Annotated in this window: 17 protein-coding genes; 9 read left to right on the top strand and 8 right to left on the bottom strand. The window is 67.0% G+C overall.

Features of this window, described 5'->3' with window-relative positions:
* Positions 1 to 186: 186 nt before the first annotated feature.
* Complete coding sequence (locus tag ABD235_RS37670) at positions 187 to 1,434, bottom strand: metal-dependent hydrolase family protein (RefSeq protein WP_344183118.1); 1,248 nt, start codon at positions 1,432 to 1,434, stop codon at positions 187 to 189.
* Between the two features lie 250 nt (positions 1,435 to 1,684).
* Between ABD235_RS37670 and ABD235_RS37665 the strand changes: the two genes are divergently transcribed.
* From ABD235_RS37665 to ABD235_RS37645, 5 genes are all read left to right on the top strand, one after another.
* Positions 1,685 to 2,335, top strand: a complete 651-nt coding sequence (locus ABD235_RS37665) for an RraA family protein (protein ID WP_344183116.1) — start codon at positions 1,685 to 1,687, stop codon at positions 2,333 to 2,335.
* A gap of 6 nt (positions 2,336 to 2,341) precedes the next feature.
* The gene (locus tag ABD235_RS37660) at positions 2,342 to 3,238 is read left to right on the top strand and encodes an ABC transporter substrate-binding protein (protein WP_344183114.1); all 897 of its coding nucleotides are present in this window, start codon (positions 2,342 to 2,344) and stop codon (positions 3,236 to 3,238) included.
* A gap of 160 nt (positions 3,239 to 3,398) precedes the next feature.
* Positions 3,399 to 4,481, top strand: a complete 1,083-nt coding sequence (locus ABD235_RS37655) for a pyridoxal phosphate-dependent aminotransferase (protein ID WP_344183112.1) — start codon at positions 3,399 to 3,401, stop codon at positions 4,479 to 4,481.
* A gap of 74 nt (positions 4,482 to 4,555) precedes the next feature.
* Complete coding sequence (locus ABD235_RS37650) at positions 4,556 to 5,230, top strand: YoaK family protein (protein WP_344183110.1); 675 nt, start codon at positions 4,556 to 4,558, stop codon at positions 5,228 to 5,230.
* Complete coding sequence (locus ABD235_RS37645) at positions 5,227 to 5,670, top strand: nuclear transport factor 2 family protein (protein ID WP_344183108.1); 444 nt, start codon at positions 5,227 to 5,229, stop codon at positions 5,668 to 5,670. The genes ABD235_RS37650 and ABD235_RS37645 overlap by 4 nt, the downstream gene beginning before the upstream one ends.
* Before the next feature lie 62 nt (positions 5,671 to 5,732).
* Here the strand turns inward: ABD235_RS37645 and ABD235_RS37640 are convergent, their stop codons facing one another.
* Genes ABD235_RS37640 through ABD235_RS37630 form a run of 3 tightly spaced genes read right to left on the bottom strand, consistent with a single transcriptional unit; the run spans position 5,733 to position 8,270 of the window.
* On the bottom strand, positions 5,733 to 6,494 hold the full coding sequence (locus tag ABD235_RS37640; protein ID WP_344183106.1) for an amino acid ABC transporter ATP-binding protein: 762 nt from the start codon (positions 6,492 to 6,494) through the stop codon (positions 5,733 to 5,735).
* Between the two features lie 7 nt (positions 6,495 to 6,501).
* Positions 6,502 to 7,386 carry an amino acid ABC transporter permease gene (locus ABD235_RS37635; protein WP_344183104.1) on the bottom strand — a complete coding sequence of 295 codons (885 nt, stop codon included), beginning with the start codon at positions 7,384 to 7,386 and terminating at the stop codon, positions 6,502 to 6,504.
* Positions 7,383 to 8,270: an ABC transporter substrate-binding protein gene (locus tag ABD235_RS37630; protein WP_344183102.1), complete on the bottom strand. Its 888-nt coding sequence runs from the start codon at positions 8,268 to 8,270 to the stop codon at positions 7,383 to 7,385. Before ABD235_RS37630 ends, ABD235_RS37635 begins: the two co-directional genes overlap by 4 nt.
* Positions 8,271 to 8,541: 271 nt before the next feature.
* On the opposite strand from ABD235_RS37630, the gene solA reads away from it, so the two are divergent.
* Entirely contained in the window at positions 8,542 to 9,684 is a 1,143-nt protein-coding gene (solA, locus tag ABD235_RS37625; RefSeq protein ID WP_344183099.1) for an N-methyl-L-tryptophan oxidase, read from the top strand.
* A gap of 28 nt (positions 9,685 to 9,712) precedes the next feature.
* Here solA and ABD235_RS37620 read toward each other — a convergent pair whose 3' ends face one another.
* Positions 9,713 to 9,922: a 4-oxalocrotonate tautomerase family protein gene (locus ABD235_RS37620; RefSeq protein WP_344183097.1), complete on the bottom strand. Its 210-nt coding sequence runs from the start codon at positions 9,920 to 9,922 to the stop codon at positions 9,713 to 9,715.
* A gap of 59 nt (positions 9,923 to 9,981) precedes the next feature.
* On the bottom strand, positions 9,982 to 10,719 hold the full coding sequence (locus tag ABD235_RS37615) for an SDR family oxidoreductase (RefSeq protein WP_344183095.1): 738 nt from the start codon (positions 10,717 to 10,719) through the stop codon (positions 9,982 to 9,984).
* Between the two features lie 86 nt (positions 10,720 to 10,805).
* Between ABD235_RS37615 and ABD235_RS37610 the strand changes: the two genes are divergently transcribed.
* A complete protein-coding gene (locus tag ABD235_RS37610; RefSeq protein WP_344183093.1) occupies positions 10,806 to 11,666 on the top strand; it encodes a helix-turn-helix transcriptional regulator in 861 nt (286 codons plus the stop codon).
* Between the two features lie 106 nt (positions 11,667 to 11,772).
* Here the strand turns inward: ABD235_RS37610 and ABD235_RS37605 are convergent, their stop codons facing one another.
* Positions 11,773 to 12,195 carry a MarR family winged helix-turn-helix transcriptional regulator gene (locus ABD235_RS37605; protein ID WP_344183091.1) on the bottom strand — a complete coding sequence of 141 codons (423 nt, stop codon included), beginning with the start codon at positions 12,193 to 12,195 and terminating at the stop codon, positions 11,773 to 11,775.
* A gap of 56 nt (positions 12,196 to 12,251) precedes the next feature.
* Between ABD235_RS37605 and ABD235_RS37600 the strand changes: the two genes are divergently transcribed.
* Positions 12,252 to 13,265, top strand: coding sequence for an NAD-dependent epimerase/dehydratase family protein (locus tag ABD235_RS37600; protein WP_344183089.1), 1,014 nt, complete (start codon positions 12,252 to 12,254; stop codon positions 13,263 to 13,265).
* A 471-nt stretch (positions 13,266 to 13,736) separates the two neighbouring features.
* Here the strand turns inward: ABD235_RS37600 and ABD235_RS37595 are convergent, their stop codons facing one another.
* Entirely contained in the window at positions 13,737 to 14,474 is a 738-nt protein-coding gene (locus ABD235_RS37595; protein ID WP_344183087.1) for a prolyl oligopeptidase family serine peptidase, read from the bottom strand.
* Between the two features lie 146 nt (positions 14,475 to 14,620).
* Between ABD235_RS37595 and ABD235_RS37590 the strand changes: the two genes are divergently transcribed.
* Positions 14,621 to 15,202 (top strand): helix-turn-helix domain-containing protein, encoded by a 582-nt coding sequence (locus ABD235_RS37590; protein WP_344183085.1) that lies wholly within the window; start codon positions 14,621 to 14,623, stop codon positions 15,200 to 15,202.
* Positions 15,203 to 15,248: the final 46 nt, after the last annotated feature.

Genomic DNA, 15,248 nt, shown 5'->3' with positions numbered 1-15,248 from the left:
CCAGCCACTGCGGAAGCCGTGCGCAGCCCGCGCGCTGCGTTGCCATTCATCAACTGCGACTGTTCTCTCATTTTGTACGGGTGACTATGGTTGTTGCCTCCCGGCACTGTCAAGGGATCCAGCCAACACACCCATCGTCAGTGGATAACGATCCGAGAGTCGGCTATCTGTTGTGACCCACCAGCATCAGCTGGACAGGGTGTCCTTGACGACGATTCCACCCTTCATCACGAGCTGGACGTTGTGGCCGTCGTCGGTGAAGACCGACAGGTCGTCGAGTGGATTGCCCGCAACGGCAATGACGTCGGCCACCAGTCCCGCCGCGATTCGGCCGGCGTCCTGGCGGCGCACGATCTCCGCGTTGACGCTCGTCGCCGAGCGCAGGACGTCGACGGCCGGGCAAACCTCTCCACGGATCCGGAACTCCTCGTACTGATAGTGATCCAGTCCGGTCACCAGATCGGTGCCGAATCCGGTCCGGACACCTGATCGATGCAGACGCTCCAAGCTCTCCAGGCTGAGCGCGTTGACAGCGGCAACCTTGCGCAGGATCGCCTCGTCGAACCCGAGCTCACGCCCGTGCCGTGCGACGGCCCGGCCAACGGTGAGGGTCGGCACGACCGACGCCCCCAACTCGACGGCCCGGGCGGCGGTCCGGTCCGAGATCATCGTGCCGTGCTCGAAGCACCGCACACCGAGTTCGAGGCAGCGGCTGATCACCGCGTCCGGATGGGCATGGGCGGTGACGTAGCGGTGACATCGCACCGCCTCGTCGACGGCCGCGCCGATCTCATCCTCGGAGTACTGCGCGTCCTCGAGCTCGTCGGTCGGGGACAGTCCGCCACCGGAGGCCATGATCTTGATGAAGCCGGCGCCGAGCCGCAGTTCTTCGCGAACGGCCCGCCGGACGTTGTCGGCGCCGTCCACCACGCGGCTGGTGTGTCCGGCGTAACCGTGGTGCACACACCAGCCATCCGTTCCGGCTTCGCGCTTGTCGCCGTGTCCCCCGGTCTGACTCAGCGCCTTGCCGCAGTAGATCAGGTGCGGACCGTCGATCCAGCCCGCGTCGATCGCCCGGCGCAGCCCGTGATCCGCGCCACCGACGTCGCGAACGGTGGTGAAGCCGCGCTGCAGGCACGACTCCAGCATCTTGCGAGCCCAGTGGGCCACCATGGTCATCGGCAACCGGTCGGCATTGGGCCGCGGAGAGTACGCGTGGATGTGCGCGTCGATAAGCCCTGGCATCACCGCCCTGCCGCGAACATCGATCACGCGGGCATCGGCCGCGACTGGCCCCAGCCGCTCCGTAACCCCAACGATGCGATCACCCTCGATGACCACATGGCCGGGCACGAGATCGTCGGCCACACCGTCGAAGATCAGGCCGTTGGACAACACGGTAATCATCGGCATCCTCCCGTTCGCCCCGATCACACTCCGATTGATCTAGGAATGTGATCTCAGTTTCTGGCAGTGTCGCGGCGTTCCGATCGGCGCGTCAAGGGCCATCAGTCCACCGCCCAGACCGCCTGCCTGCGGGGAGAACGTCCGATCCACCACTGGACTGCCGGTGCGTCTTGACACAGGCAGCCGCCAGGCGCGAGGATCCTAAGTGATATCGCACTCTCACATCAGATCTGGCTGGGATCCAGCCGCAACAACCGTCACCGAGGAAGGCGTCGCCATGCTGATCGACGTTACTGCCGACAACTGCCGTCTGGTCGACACCGACTGGCCGCGCCCCGACGCCGCGCTCGTCAAGGCCTTCGCCACCAGCCCGGCGGCCAACGTCGGCGATGCAATGGACCGCTTCGGAGTGATGTCCTCGTCGCTGACCGCGCAGTGTCCTGGGGCACGGTGCGTGGGCCCGGCGTTCACGGTGCTCACCCGCGAGGGCGACAACCTGGCGATCCATCGCGCCATGGACGAGGTGCAGCCCGGCGACGTTCTCGTGGTCAACGGACTGGGTGCCGACACCCGGGCCGTCTTCGGCGACATCCTGGCCGAGCTGTGCGTGCAGAAGGGCGTCGCCGGCGTGGTCGTCGACGGCGCCGTTCGCGATGCCGCGGCGATCGCCAGGCTCGGCTTTCCGCTGTGGGCCAAGGCGAACACCCCGGCGGGCCCGACCAAGAGCGGCCCCGGCGAGATCGGCGGAGTGATCGCGTGCGGCGGCGTCGTGGTGAGCCCCGGTGACCTGATCGTTGCCGACGACGACGGTATCGCCGTCGTACCTCAGCACCGCGTGACCGAGGTACGGGAGCGTCTGACCACCATCGAGCAGTTCGAGTCCCGGCTCCGCACGCGGATCCGCGGTGACGTCGCCGAGGAGCGCTGACCGGCGTTGACCGAGAACAGGAACAAGTCGCCGATGAAGCCGATCGCGCTCCTCGCAGTGCTCGTCGCGGCTGCCGCGCTGAGCGTCTCGGCGTGCGGGCCCAACAGTCCAGCCGCCGGCACCGCGAACCAGGACGCACCGGTCTACGGCAAGTTGCCCAAGAACATCCAGGAGTCCGGCGTACTGAAGGTCGGGGCCAGCGCCGTGATGCCGCCTTACCTGTACAAGGACGGCAGCGCGGTGGCCGGTTTCGAGAAGGAGCTCATGGACGCCCTCGCGGACGCGCTCGGCGTGCGCCTGGAGTTCCAGGACAACGCCTTCGCAGCGCTGATCCCGGGCTTGCAGTCGGGCAAGATCGACGTGGCGATGGGGAACCTCTCTGACACCAAGGAACGCCAACAGGTGGTGGACCTCGTGGACTACACGGCGTCGTACCAGGCTCTGCTGGTCCAGAAGGGAAACCCCAAGGGCTTGCGCAGCCCCGAAGGCCTGTGCGGAACTGTCGCGGCGGCCGTCGTGGGCAGCCTCTCGGAGCGGATCGCCACGGCCCAGCATGCCGAATGCAAACAGGCAAGCCGCGCCGGTGTCGAGGTCCTCACGTTCGAGGACGCCACGGCGGCAGTCCTCCAGGTGCAGACCAAGCGGGCCGATGTCCTGATCATGGACGTGGTCCTGGCTCGGTACATCTCCTCGACGGGACAGCGGACCGAGGTCGCGGGCACGCCATTCTACGAGCAGTACCACGCAGCGGCGGTGCGCAAGGGGAACGACCAGCTCCGTGCCGCTGTGGAGGCCGCGTTCACCGAGATCATGCGGGCCGGGACCTACGACAAGATCCTCGCGAAATGGCATCTCGAGGAGCTGTCGCTTCCGGCCCCGAAGGTGAACGCGGCAACGTCATGACCGTCCTGAGCCTCAGCGCCACCGTCAGGCCTGACCGTCCCGAGAGCACGGCCTGCTCGAGCGCGCTGTGAATCGAAGCCTTGAAAGGGGTACGACATTGGCACCATTTCACCCGTCCTCGGCGGTCGCGCGGCTGACGGTCCACTCCCTCCGTAGCCCGATGGCACCTCCCCCACCCGGTGTGGTGTCCCTGGCCATGGGCGAACCCGACTTCGACACTCCTGAGGCCATCGTCTCCACGGCCGTGACCGCCTTGCACGCCGGCGCGACCCACTACGTCGACCAGCAGGGCGACCCGGATCTTCGATCCGCTGTCGCCGGCGCGGTCTCGGAGATCGCCAGCCACCGTTACGGGGTCGACCAGGTTCTGGTGACCCATGGCGCGACAGCTGGTCTCGCCGCGGCCGTTCTTGCGGTCGTGAACCCAGGTGACAAGGTCGTCCTGCCTGAACCTTGCTATTCGCTGTACAGCGACCTCGTCCGACTGGCCGGAGGTACTCCTGTCCTGGTTCCGCCGGGCCCGGATCTGCACTGGGACCTCGACGCCCTGCGGACCGCGTTGGCCGGGGCTCGACTCATCGTGTTCTCCAACCCCTGCAACCCGACCGGTGTCGTGCACACGGGAGCGGAACTGCAAGCGCTCGGCCAGGCGTTGCAAGGCACGGACACGCTGGTGATGGCCGACGAGGCCTACAGCACGATCGTCTACGACGACGTCCCCTTCCACTCCGCACTGTCCGTCGACGAACTCCGCGACAGGACCATCTACTGCCAGACGCTCTCCAAGGCCTTTGCCATGACCGGATGGCGTGTCGGCTACCTGGCCGGTCCCGCCGACGTCATCGCCGCGGCGACACGCATCCACATGACGTTCAACGGCTCCGTCAACGCCGCTGTCCAGCGAGCTGCCCTCACTGCGGTCGAGCACGGCCAGGTGTTCGCCGAACAGATGCTCGCCGTCTACCAGAAGCGTCGTGATGCGCTGTTTGATCGCCTGATCGACATCCCCTGCCTGTCCGCGCGGCGACCCGAGGGCACCTTCTACGCCCTCGCCCGGTACGACCTCGATCTGACGTCGGTCGAACTCACCCAGGAGCTCCGCGCGGCCGGCGTTCTCGTCCGGCCCGGGGCAGAGTACGGCCCCAGCGGCGAAGGGCACCTTCGCTTCTCCTTCGCCACCGACCTACCGGTCATCGACGAAGCCCTCGCCCGCCTCGACCGGTACCTCCGGTCACGAAGCTGAGTCGGGGGTGCGCAGGCGTGGTTGACCGGACGCCCAGGATCTCGCCAACGGCCGGCAGACGACGCAGACCGGCCATGGCCCGGGAGGCCGTGCACGTCGTCGCGATGCTCGTCCTGACCTTCTCCACCGGCGTCGCCGACGCTGTCAGGTATCTCGGCCTGGATCGCGTCTTCACCGGGAACATGACAGGCAACGTCGTCATTCTGGGGATGGGCGTCTCCGGGACGACGGACCTGCCGGTCGGGGGTCCACTGATCGCACTCGCCGCCTTCATGGCCGGTGCATCACTCGGAGGACGCGTCACCCGTACGGCGGCGCCCGACTCCTGGAGGCTGACTTCGACCGTACTGCTGTGCGGTGTCGGCCTGGTGTTCACGATCGCGGCGCTGATCCTCGCCGTCGAGGATGTCGAGCAGGGCACTGCGCTCGCCTTCACCCTCACCGCGCTGCTGGCGGCCGCGATGGGCCTGCAAGCCGCGGTCGCCCGGCACATCGCGGTGAAGGACGTCACCACCGTCGTCGTCACCTCGACGATCACGGGGCTGGCCGCGGATTCACGTTTCGGTGCAGCACTCGAGAACCATCCGTGGCTTCGTCGTTCGGCCGCCGTCCTCCTCATCGCCGCCGGTGCCGGCGCAGGTGCCGCCATCCTGACCGTGTCCCTCGCGCTGGCCGTTGCGGTCCCAGCCGTTCTCACCTTCGCGGTCGCAGTCGTCGGTGGCGGGATGTCCTCGAGGAGCGCCACATGACCAGCACCACGATCACAGCGGACGTCGAGGCAGCCTGCCGGCGTCTGGTCGTTGCGTTCGCGCATCACCTGGACCATCGCCGTTTCCACGAGGTGGCCGCGCTGTTCACTGCCGACGGCGTCTGGCATCGTCGCGGCGTCTCGATGCGGGGGCGGGACCAGATTCTCGCCTTTCTCGAACGACGCGAAAAGACCGTCGTCGAGCTCCATGTCATGGCCACGACGCTCGTGGAGCAGCTGACCAGAACGTCGTGCGCGGCGACGTCCTACGCGACGATCTACCGTACCCACCGCGTCGGAGACGACGTGCCGGCGATCACCGGCCCATCCGCCATCGGTGAGTTCCACGACCGGTTCGAACTCACCGACGACGGATGGCGCTTCACGTACCGCGCGTCCGAACCCGTCTTCGTGATCGACGGTGCCTCACACTCCGGATGAGGACCTCCGGGGCGTGAGGCCGGAGGTCCGTCACCTGTGAACGCCAGGGCTCTGCGCCGGGTTCACATCACGCGAGCGAGGAAGCTGCGGGTCCGGTCGACCTGCGGGTTGCCGAGCACGTCGCCGGCGGGGCCCTGCTCGACGATGTTGCCGGCGTCCATGAAGATCACCCGGTCGGCGACGTCGCGGGCGAAGGCGATCTCATGGGTGACCACGATCATCGTCATCCCCTCGCGGGCCAGGTCCTTCATCACGGCGAGCACCTCACTGACAAGCTCCGGATCCAGGGCCGACGTGCACTCGTCGAACAGCATCAGCTTCGGCCGCATCGCGAGAGCTCGGGCGATCGCCACCCGCTGCTGCTGACCACCGGACAGATGATTCGGGTAGGAGTCGACCTTGCCGGCCAGACCGACCCGGTCCAGCAGTTCGAGAGCACGAGGCCGCGCCGTGTCGCGTGGTTCCTTCTTGACGACGCACAGGCCTTCGAGCACGTTCTCCAGGATCGTCCGGTGCGGGAACAAGTTGAAACGCTGGAACACCATGCCGATCTGGCTGCGCTGCCGGGCCAGCTCGGAGCCCCGCAGTTCGTGCAAGGCCTGGCCGACGCGGCGGAACCCGACGATCTCGCCTTCGAGTGCCACCACCCCGGCATCCGGGCGTTCGAGGTGGTTGATGCACCGCAGCAGGGTGCTCTTTCCGGAGCCGGAGGGGCCGAGCACGCAGACGACCTCACCGCGCTCGACATCGAAATCGACCCCCGACAGGACGGTCAACGACCCGAAGGCCTTCGTCAGCCGGCGGACTTGGAGCAGAGCAGTCATCGTGGGGTCACTTTCCATAACCTAGGCCCAGACGGCGTTCGACGAAGTACTGGACGACCGTGGCGACCGAGACCAGGGCGAGATACCAGATGCTGGCCACGATGAGCAACGGAATCACCTGGAAGTTCTTGGCGTAGATGAACTGGACGGAGGACAACAGGTCCTGCCCGGCGATGAACGCGACCAGAGCCGTCCCCTTCAGCACGTCCACGAACTGGTTCATCGACGGCGGAACGATGATCCGCAGTGTCTGGGGCAACAGCACGCGACGCAGCGTCTGCGCGGCGGTCATGCCGAGGGACTGCGCCGCCTCGGTCTGGCCCCGCTCGATTCCGAGGAAGCCACCGCGGACGATCTCCGACATGATCGCCCCCTGGTGCAGCCCGAAAGCGAGCAGCGCCGCGACGAACCAGTTGATCACGCTGTTGGTCTCCACGCCGCCGAAGCCTTCGCCGAGGAACATGGCAGGGCCGAGCCGCGGGAAGATCAGGGCCAGGTTGAACCAGAAGATGATCTGCACCAGCAGCGGCGTCCCGCGGAAGAACCACAGGAACAACGCGGCCGTTGCCGACAGCACCCGATTGCCCGAGGTGGCCATCACGGCGACGACGATGCCCAGAGCCGTCGCCAGGGCCATGATGAGGACGGTGAGCACGAGTGTCCACCGAACCCCACGCAGTACAGCGTCGTCCAACAGGTAATGGCCGACCACATCCCAGCCCATGTTGGGATTCCGGCCCACCGAGACCAGCAGCAGGACCAGCAGGATCAGTACGACCCCCGTGGCGATCCACTGCACAGGACGCCGTACTGGCGCGATCTTCATGGTGGCCATCGTGTCGACGGACGCGGTGCCGTCGCTGTCGCGCAGCGCCGAGCTCACGTTCGTCATGTGGTGCCCGCGTTCACGCGGGGCGCCGGGATGGCGGTGTACGCCAGATCCCATTTCGCCAGCAGTTTGGCGTAGGTGCCGTTCTCGATGAGCTCGGTGAAGGCGGCCACCAGGGCGTCACGGATGTCGGTGTTGGTCTTCAGCACCAAAGCCGCGTGGTAGCGCGGGCGGAAGGGTTTGCCGGCCACCTCGGTCTTCTTCGTGGTGTTGGAGATGTAGGTCGCCACCGCGCCGTTCAGGATCATGATGTCGGCTCGCTTGGTCTGGACCGCGAGGATCGCGGCCGTGGCGTCCTGAAACGCACTGAACCCCACACCGGGCTTGCCGGCTGCCTTGCACTTGCCGTTCTGTTCGGTGGCGACCTGTTCGTCGGACAGGCTTCCGGCGACGCCGGCCACGACCGCTCCACACAGATTGTCGATGCTGGTCAGGCCCTTCGGGTTCCCGGTCGGGACCAGCAGACTCTGGGGCACCATCCGGTAGTCGACGAGGTCCGCCACTGCCTGGCGCTCCCGGGTGTCGGACAGGTTCCCCATGGCAACGTCGATCCGCTGCGACTTCAGTCCGGTGATGATCGACTCGTAGGGAGTGTCGTGGAACTCCAGGCGCACCCCGAGCACGCCCACCAACGCGTCCATCAGGTCCTTGTCCATGCCAACGATCTCGTTGCCGTCCTTGAACACGTACGGCGCCACGGTGGCGCTGCCACCGATCTTGAGGACCCCAGACTTCTGGATCCGCTCAGGCAACCTGTTGTACAGCGGTGCCTGCGTGTTGGCTGCCGTGTCCGCTGTCGGGTCCGCGGAACCGCAGGCCGAGAGCGTGAGCGCGGTGGCGAGCAGGCCACCGAGCGAGATCAGTGCTTTCCTGGTGAACGACTTCATTTCTGATGATGGCTCCCTACCGCTTCGGGATCGATAAGCCTGGCGACGGCTTCCGCGCCAGGTAGTGCCCGGGAATCGAGCTGGACCACTCCGTCAATCTGCGACTGAGCTATCACTTAGGATGGTCAACTCTCCGATCACCCTTGTCAAGGGAGGATTCCCGCGCGGTGTCGCGCCTTGACAGCACGCCAGGACGGCGGCATCGTCTTCTCGTAAGCGAGACGCTTGTCGCAGTTGACTACTCCTGTTCGGCGAACCGAAAGGTGCATCGATGGCACAGCCCACGGTGATCGTGGTGGGTCTCGGCGGCATGGGCAGTGCCGCCGCGGCAGCCCTGGCCCGGCGAGGTTGCCGGGTGATCGGTTTGGAGCAGTACTGGCCCACCCATGACCTCGGCTCCAGTCACGGCGAGTCGCGAGTGATCCGCCAGGCCTACTTCAGCGACCCCGCGCACGTGCCTTTCGTCCAGGAGGCGTATTCGCTCTGGGAGCAGCTGGAGCACGACACCGGTACCAAGCTGCTCACTCCGTGCGATGCCTTGATCGTCGGCCCGGAAGGTGGCCAGGAATTGAAGGCCTCGACGACCGTTGCCGAGCAACTGGGCACGCCGTACGAGGTCCTGTCCTCAGCGGAGGTCAGCCGCCGCTGGCCGACCCTGACGCCGCCGCCGTCGAGCCTCAGCTTCGTCGATCACAGCCAGGGCATCATCCACCCCGAAGCGACGGTCTCCGCCAACCTCCAGCTTGCGGCCGACCACGGCGCGGAACTCCACTTCGACACGCCGGTCGTCGCCTGGACCACCACCGCGCACGGGGTCACCGTCCAGACCCCCACCGATCGCTTTTCTGCCGACCACCTCGTCATCACCCCCGGTGCCTGGGCGACCGATCTGCTCGCCGGCGCCGCCGTTCCGATCGAGGTCCGCAGAGTCGTTCAGGTCTGGGCCCGGCCGGCCGCCGATCTGGCCTCGTTCGCCGCTGACCGCCATCCCCGCTTCGCTCTCGAGGACGAGGAAGGCCGCGTGGCGTCTGGCTTCGCGCTGTCCGCCGGCCAGAGCCTGATCAAGATGGCGTTCATCAAAGGCCCGGACGCGAGCACCTCGACCACCCCGTCCACGGCCGAACGGCACGCCAGCCCGGACGAGACGCAACGGGTCATCGAGTTCGTGTCGCAGCTCATCCCCGCCTTGCGCGGCCAGATCGCCGAGCGCAGCCGCGGGTGCATCTATGCCATGACACCGGACGACAACTTCGTGATCGGTCCGCACCCGGAGCACGCCAACGTGACCATCGGCGCCGGTTTCTCCGTCCACGGGTTCAAGTTCGTGCCCGTCGTCGGCGAGATCCTCGCGGACCTCGCGATCGACGGGCGCAGCAAGCGCAACATCGACGTCTTCTCACCAACCCGATTCTGAGGTTCGATGAGCGGCTGAAGCCCTTGTCTCACGTGTGGTCGTTGAGCATTTCGGCTGTCAGGACGTTGCCCGCCACCCCCCAGCCGCCGTCAGCGACCTCGTCGATCAGTACAACGGTGGTGGGCCGGGCCCGCTCGCCGTAGATCTCGGCGTAGAGGTCCGTGGTGCGCTCGACGATCTTCTTCTTGTCCTCGGCGCTGATGGTGCCGGCAGGGACCTTGAAGTTGGCAAATGGCATTGCGTGTCTCTCCTCGGAAGGGATTGTTCTGTTGACTGCGGGCTGCGCGGGCCTGGCGCTCAGACCATGCCACCGTTCGCACGCAGGACCTGGCCGTTGACCCAGTGGCCTTCCGGGCTGGTCAGGAAGGCGACGACCCGGGCGATGTCTTCCGGGGTTCCCAGGCGCTCCAGCGCCGGCGCCTTGGCCAGCGCCTCGATCTGCTCGGGAGTCTTGCCCTCCAGGAACAAGTCGGTTGCTGTGGGCCCCGGTGCGACCGTGTTGACCGTGACGTCACGGCCGCGAAGTTCACGCGCCAGGATGAGCGTGATCGCCTCGACGGCACCCTTACTGGCAACGTACGGGCCGTACGAGGGAACCTGCGTGCCTAACACCGAGGTCGAGAAACTCAGATAGGAGCCCCCGGCACGCAGGCGCCGTGCGGCCTGCTGGGCGACCACGAAGGCCCCTCTGATGTTGGTGCGGTGTAACGCGTCCAGGACATCCAGGTCGAGGTCAGCGACAGTGGCGAGCTCGAGCCGGCCTGCAGCGTTGACCACGACGTCCACACCGCCGTACTCGGCCTCGGCGCTGTCGAAGAGCGCCACCATTTTCTGCGCGTCGGCGACATCGCCTTGAAATGCCATCGCGTTCCCACCGGCCGAGGTGATGGCCGTCACGGCCTCCTTGGCCGCAACGCCGTCGGTCGCGTAGTTCACGACCACCGACAGGCCCTCGGCGGCCAACCGGGTGGACACCGCCCGCCCGATACCACGCGACCCTCCAGTAACGATGGCGACTCTGCTGGCTGTTGTCATGTCTTCAACAATGGCCTCGCGGATTGAGACGTAACAGGGGACGTCATCCCCTGTGTCGGCGTCCCCGGCTGACGCAGACTGGTGACATGGCCTCCATGAAGCACGCAGAACTGGGCGCGTTTCTTCGGTCCCGACGGGAACGAATCCAGCCCGCGCAGGTCGGACTGACCCCCGGACCGCGCCGACGAGTGCCGGGGTTGCGCCGAGACGAGGTGGCGCATCTGGCCGGCGCCTCGGTGGACTACTACAACGAACTCGAGCGCGGGGCCGGCTCCCAACCATCGGAGCAGATGCTCGCGGCACTGGCCAGGGCACTGCGTCTGACCGTGGACGAGCGTGATCACCTTTATCTTCTGGCCGATCGCCCCCTGCCACGCGACGGTGGCCCGGCCTCCCATGTCCACCCAGGGATGCTCGACCTGCTCAGCAGGCTGACATCGACTCCGGCGCAGGTGATCACAGATCTGCACGTCACCCTCGTACAGAACCCGCTAGCCGTTGCCTTCCTCGGCGACCAGTCCGGCCATCGCGGAAAGGAGGCAAGCTTCGTCTACCGCTGGTTCACCGACCCCACGGCGAGGGAGATCTATCCGGTTCAAGACCACCCGACTCACTCCCGGTCATTCGTCGCCGACCTGCGCGCGGCCACGGCCCGCCGCCACTCCAAAGACACTGAAGCCAGCACGCTGATTGCCGACCTTCTCGACAACTCCGCCGAGTTCGCCGGCCTCTGGAGCGAACACGAGGTGGCGTTCCGCCGCGACGAACGCAAACGCATCAATCACGACGCGCTCGGTCTGGTCGAGGTCAACTGCCTCAGCCTCTTCAGCGAGGACGGCCGCCAGCGCCTGCTCTGGTTCACCCCCGCACTGGGTACCGACAGCAGCGACAAGCTCGATCTGCTGACCGTCATCGGAACCCAGCACTTCGCTGACCACTCTGACTGACTGCCCCAGATGGTCGCCGACGACCGCCATCCGGTGACCCGGAAGGCCTCGCAGTACCAGCGCATGATGGATGGGTTGGCAGCATCGCACATCGCCTCCTCGGGGCCTATCCACGCATCCGGGTGAGGAGGTCGAGCAGCTGACGTTGTTGGGGTCGCGTGAGTCGCTCGAACACCCCGGACTCGTGCAGCCGGTCGCGCATGGCGCTCCAGAGTTGCCGGCCGCGATCGGTCAGCACGAGGACGCGCTTGCGGCCGTCGTCCGGATGAGGCCGCCGGGCGATGAGGCCGGCGTCTTCGAGCTTGTCGGCGGTGAGGCTGGCGGTGGACGGGTCACGGCCGAGGCGACGCGCCAAGTCCCGGGGGGTGACGGGCTCCTCGCTCAACGCGAGTATCCGCAGCGGCAGCGCGACCGACGCCGGGGCATCGAACTCGCGCAGCGTCGTGGCGATTGTCGCCTGCGCGCTGTCGGCGAGGCCGACGATCAGGTCGAGGATCGCTGCCTTGTCTTCGCTCGCTCTGGTGCCCACGCGATCATGTTACTCTGAAAACTCAGTGAGTTAGCTCAATGAGTTTGGGGACATAGATGCCCGAGAGTGCCACGCGGGGAACCGTCGTCGTTACCGGCGCGACCGGCTATCTTGCGGGCTGGGTGATCGTCGAACTCCTGCAGCGCGGCTACCACGTGCGGGCGACCGTTCGCGACCTCGAGCGCGCCGAACCCACCCGCGCCGCGATCGTGGCCAGCACCACGGGAACTTTGGAGCTCGTGCGCGCCGACCTCCTCGCCGACGGAGGCTGGGACGATGCCGTCGCCGGCGCCGACGCGGTGCTCCACACCGCCTCGCCCATGCCGTTCGATGCCAAGACCGACCTGATCACCTCAGCTCGCGAGGGCACCCGGCGAGTGTTCGATGCAGCGGCGCGGAACGGCGTGCGGCGCGTCGTGTTCACCTCGTCCGGTGCAACCGCACGGCCCGAGGACCCGGCCGAAGTCGCCACCGAAGCGATGTGGTCCGAACCAGCGGGCACGGTGGCGCACGCGTACCCGGACTCGAAGATCTACGCCGAGCGGCTTGCCTGGGGGCTGGCCGACGAGCTCGGACTGCGCGTGACGACCGTGCTGCCGTCGTTCATGCAGGGACCACCGGTGGGCGCACCCGAGCGAGCCGGCACGATCGACGTGGTCCGCCGCTTGCTCAACGGGGCACTCCCGGCCCTCCCCCATCTCGGCTGGAACATCGTCGACGTGCGCGACGTGGCGCGCCTCCACGTGCTGGCGCTCGAGAACCCGGCCTCGATCGGCGAGCGGTACCACGGATCCGGCACATTCCACTGGTACCGCGACGTCGCTCGCATCCTCCGCACGGGTTTGCCGGAGCAGACGCGCAAAGTACCGACGCGCGAGCTGCCCAACTTCGTGGTGCGGCTGATGGCGCTGCGCAACCGCCAGCTGGCGATGATCGTCGGCGAGCTGGGCATCACCCGCACCGTCGACAACACCAAGGCGCACACCCAGCTCGCCTGGACCCCACGCGACGCGGAGACCACGATCCTCGACACAGCACGAGCGTTGATCGCCGACGGCGCTGGATGTTGAGCTGCATGCACGAAGGCGCCCGTGGCGTCACCCCGGCTCGTCGCGGAGAGTGTCATTGGCACCGTAGCTGGCCGAGCGCGGCTCCGATCTGGTGTTGGTGGCGCGCGCCGCCAGGACCGGCTCACCTCGCTGGCGGATGAGCTGAGCACGCGGCACGGAGTCGCGGTGCACGTCTTCGCTCAAGACCTGAGCGAGCAGCGCGTCCCGGCGTCGGCGAGAAGCTTCACGCGCGGGTGCACGGCGCCGGCCTCGCCGTCACCAGCGTGATCAACAACACCGGATTCGGTACGTTCGGTCCCTTCACCACTGAGAACGCGGATCGACTGCGGCAGCAGATCGCGGTCGACGTCTCCGCAGTGGTCGACAACAGCCGCGCCGTGGCAGCCTGCTGTCCCGCACCCAAGCCACCCGCCTGGTAGGCCGACTGACCCGGTCCCCCACTACGGCTTCCTCCCAGACCGTGGCCTCAACCTAGGTGGATGCGTTGACCGGGGGCTGCTCTGGTACAGCGGGCGTCTCTCGCTGGAGTCCACTCCTGTCTTCGCGGGGCGCGATGCCGAGGCGCTGCATCAGGAACGCGAGCCAGTGAGTGGCATGGGTGACACCTTCGGACCTGCGGGTGGCCGTTCCGTGCCCGACGTGATCCCAGACGCGGAGCAATGCCGGCGCGGTGGTCTGCGTCGTGGCTTGAAGTCGGGCGACGAACTTGCGGGTCGGTCCGGGTGGGCACGCGACGTCGGCGCCGCCCGCGTGGATGTAGAGCGCCGGGTACGTGACGTCGCCCTTGATGAGCTGGTACGGCGACATCTCGGCCAGGCGGGCGACTTCGGCCGGATCTCCGAGGTCGCCGTACTCCGCGGTGACCGCGAACCGGCCGTACGGGTACCGGTGGCATCCGATCACGTCAAGGATCGGGCACTGCGCCACGACCGCTGCCCACAGGTCCGGGCGCTGGGTGAAGGCGACGGCAGCCATGATCCCGCCGTTGCTCCATCCGGTGACCGCGAGCCGCTCGGGAGTTGTCACGCCGGTGGCCACGAGGTGTTCGGCGATCGCGTAGAGGTCGTCGAAGCTGTTCTGCTTGTTCTTCACGCGCCCGGCGTCGGCCCAGTCGGAACCGAGGTCGCTGCCGCCGCGTTGGTAGGAGATGACGAGCGCCCCGCCGGCCGCGACAAATGCCGCGACCGGACCGGGGAACTGCAGCGGCATGCCGTGGCTACGAGATCATGGCTTGGCTCCACAGTGAACCTGCGCGCGAGGATTGCCGCCCCGACGAAGGGAACCACCTTGACAGTAACCGAGCACAGGGACTCGGTGAGGGTCTGCTGGGACCGTGCCAAGCAGAGGAGCCTGACATGACCTCGGGCGAGAGCACGAACTTCGATCAGGAGGTCGGAGCTGCGGTGCGGCGCCGGCGTCAGGAGTTGGGCATGACGAGCAGGGAGCTCGCCAGCCGCACCGGCGTGTCAGCGCCGTTCATCACACAGTTGGAGCGCGGGCAGTCCTCGATCAGTCTGCCCCGGCTCTATCGGTTGGCCGAGGTGCTCGGCACGACAGCGAACAGCCTGTTGCCGGTGAGTTCGGCATCGCTTCTGGTGACCCGCGCGGGAGCAGGTCAGGAGATGCGCGCGACCCACCGAGAAGACGCCCAGAGGTCGCGGCTCCTGACGCGGGGCGGCTCCGGCGTGTTGAAGGCCCATCACTACCGCATCGGACCGACCGACCCCGAGCAGGACTGGTTCCAGCACCACGGCGAGGACTTCGTGTACGTCATCAGGGGCCGCCTGATCGTCGAGTTCCAGCAACGTGGGGAGATCGAGCTCGCGACCGGCGACGCGCTCCACCACGACGGGGACCTTCCACATCGGTGGAGACAAGTTGACGACTCGGGTACAGAGGTTCTGCTCGTGAACGACGTCCACGCACCCAGAGATTAAGTGTCACTTAATCCAGTGCTACCATCGACGCCCAAGCCAGGATTCG

This window comes from Kribbella lupini (assembly GCF_039529595.1).
Lineage (GTDB): Bacteria > Actinomycetota > Actinomycetes > Propionibacteriales > Kribbellaceae > Kribbella > Kribbella lupini.
The sequence above is the reverse complement of the archived record's forward strand: the minus strand, read 5'-3'. Positions and strand labels throughout refer to the sequence as shown.

Excerpts from the sequence above, each read along its gene's own strand:
- ABD235_RS37610 (WP_344183093.1), top strand. The coding sequence starts at position 10,806 with ATGGCCTCCATGAAGCACGCAGAACTGGGCGCGTTTCTTCGGTCCCGA.
- ABD235_RS37600 (WP_344183089.1), top strand. The coding sequence starts at position 12,252 with ATGCCCGAGAGTGCCACGCGGGGAACCGTCGTCGTTACCGGCGCGACC.
- ABD235_RS37645 (WP_344183108.1), top strand. The coding sequence starts at position 5,227 with ATGACCAGCACCACGATCACAGCGGACGTCGAGGCAGCCTGCCGGCGT.
- ABD235_RS37630 (WP_344183102.1), bottom strand. The coding sequence starts at position 8,270 with ATGAAGTCGTTCACCAGGAAAGCACTGATCTCGCTCGGTGGCCTGCTC.
- ABD235_RS37650 (WP_344183110.1), top strand. The coding sequence starts at position 4,556 with ATGGCCCGGGAGGCCGTGCACGTCGTCGCGATGCTCGTCCTGACCTTC.
- ABD235_RS37640 (WP_344183106.1), bottom strand. The coding sequence starts at position 6,494 with ATGACTGCTCTGCTCCAAGTCCGCCGGCTGACGAAGGCCTTCGGGTCG.
- ABD235_RS37620 (WP_344183097.1), bottom strand. The coding sequence starts at position 9,922 with ATGCCATTTGCCAACTTCAAGGTCCCTGCCGGCACCATCAGCGCCGAG.
- solA (WP_344183099.1), top strand. The coding sequence starts at position 8,542 with ATGGCACAGCCCACGGTGATCGTGGTGGGTCTCGGCGGCATGGGCAGT.
- ABD235_RS37665 (WP_344183116.1), top strand. The coding sequence starts at position 1,685 with ATGCTGATCGACGTTACTGCCGACAACTGCCGTCTGGTCGACACCGAC.
- ABD235_RS37595 (WP_344183087.1), bottom strand. The coding sequence starts at position 14,474 with ATGCCGCTGCAGTTCCCCGGTCCGGTCGCGGCATTTGTCGCGGCCGGC.
- ABD235_RS37615 (WP_344183095.1), bottom strand. The coding sequence starts at position 10,719 with ATGACAACAGCCAGCAGAGTCGCCATCGTTACTGGAGGGTCGCGTGGT.
- ABD235_RS37590 (WP_344183085.1), top strand. The coding sequence starts at position 14,621 with ATGACCTCGGGCGAGAGCACGAACTTCGATCAGGAGGTCGGAGCTGCG.
- ABD235_RS37655 (WP_344183112.1), top strand. The coding sequence starts at position 3,399 with ATGGCACCTCCCCCACCCGGTGTGGTGTCCCTGGCCATGGGCGAACCC.
- ABD235_RS37635 (WP_344183104.1), bottom strand. The coding sequence starts at position 7,386 with ATGACGAACGTGAGCTCGGCGCTGCGCGACAGCGACGGCACCGCGTCC.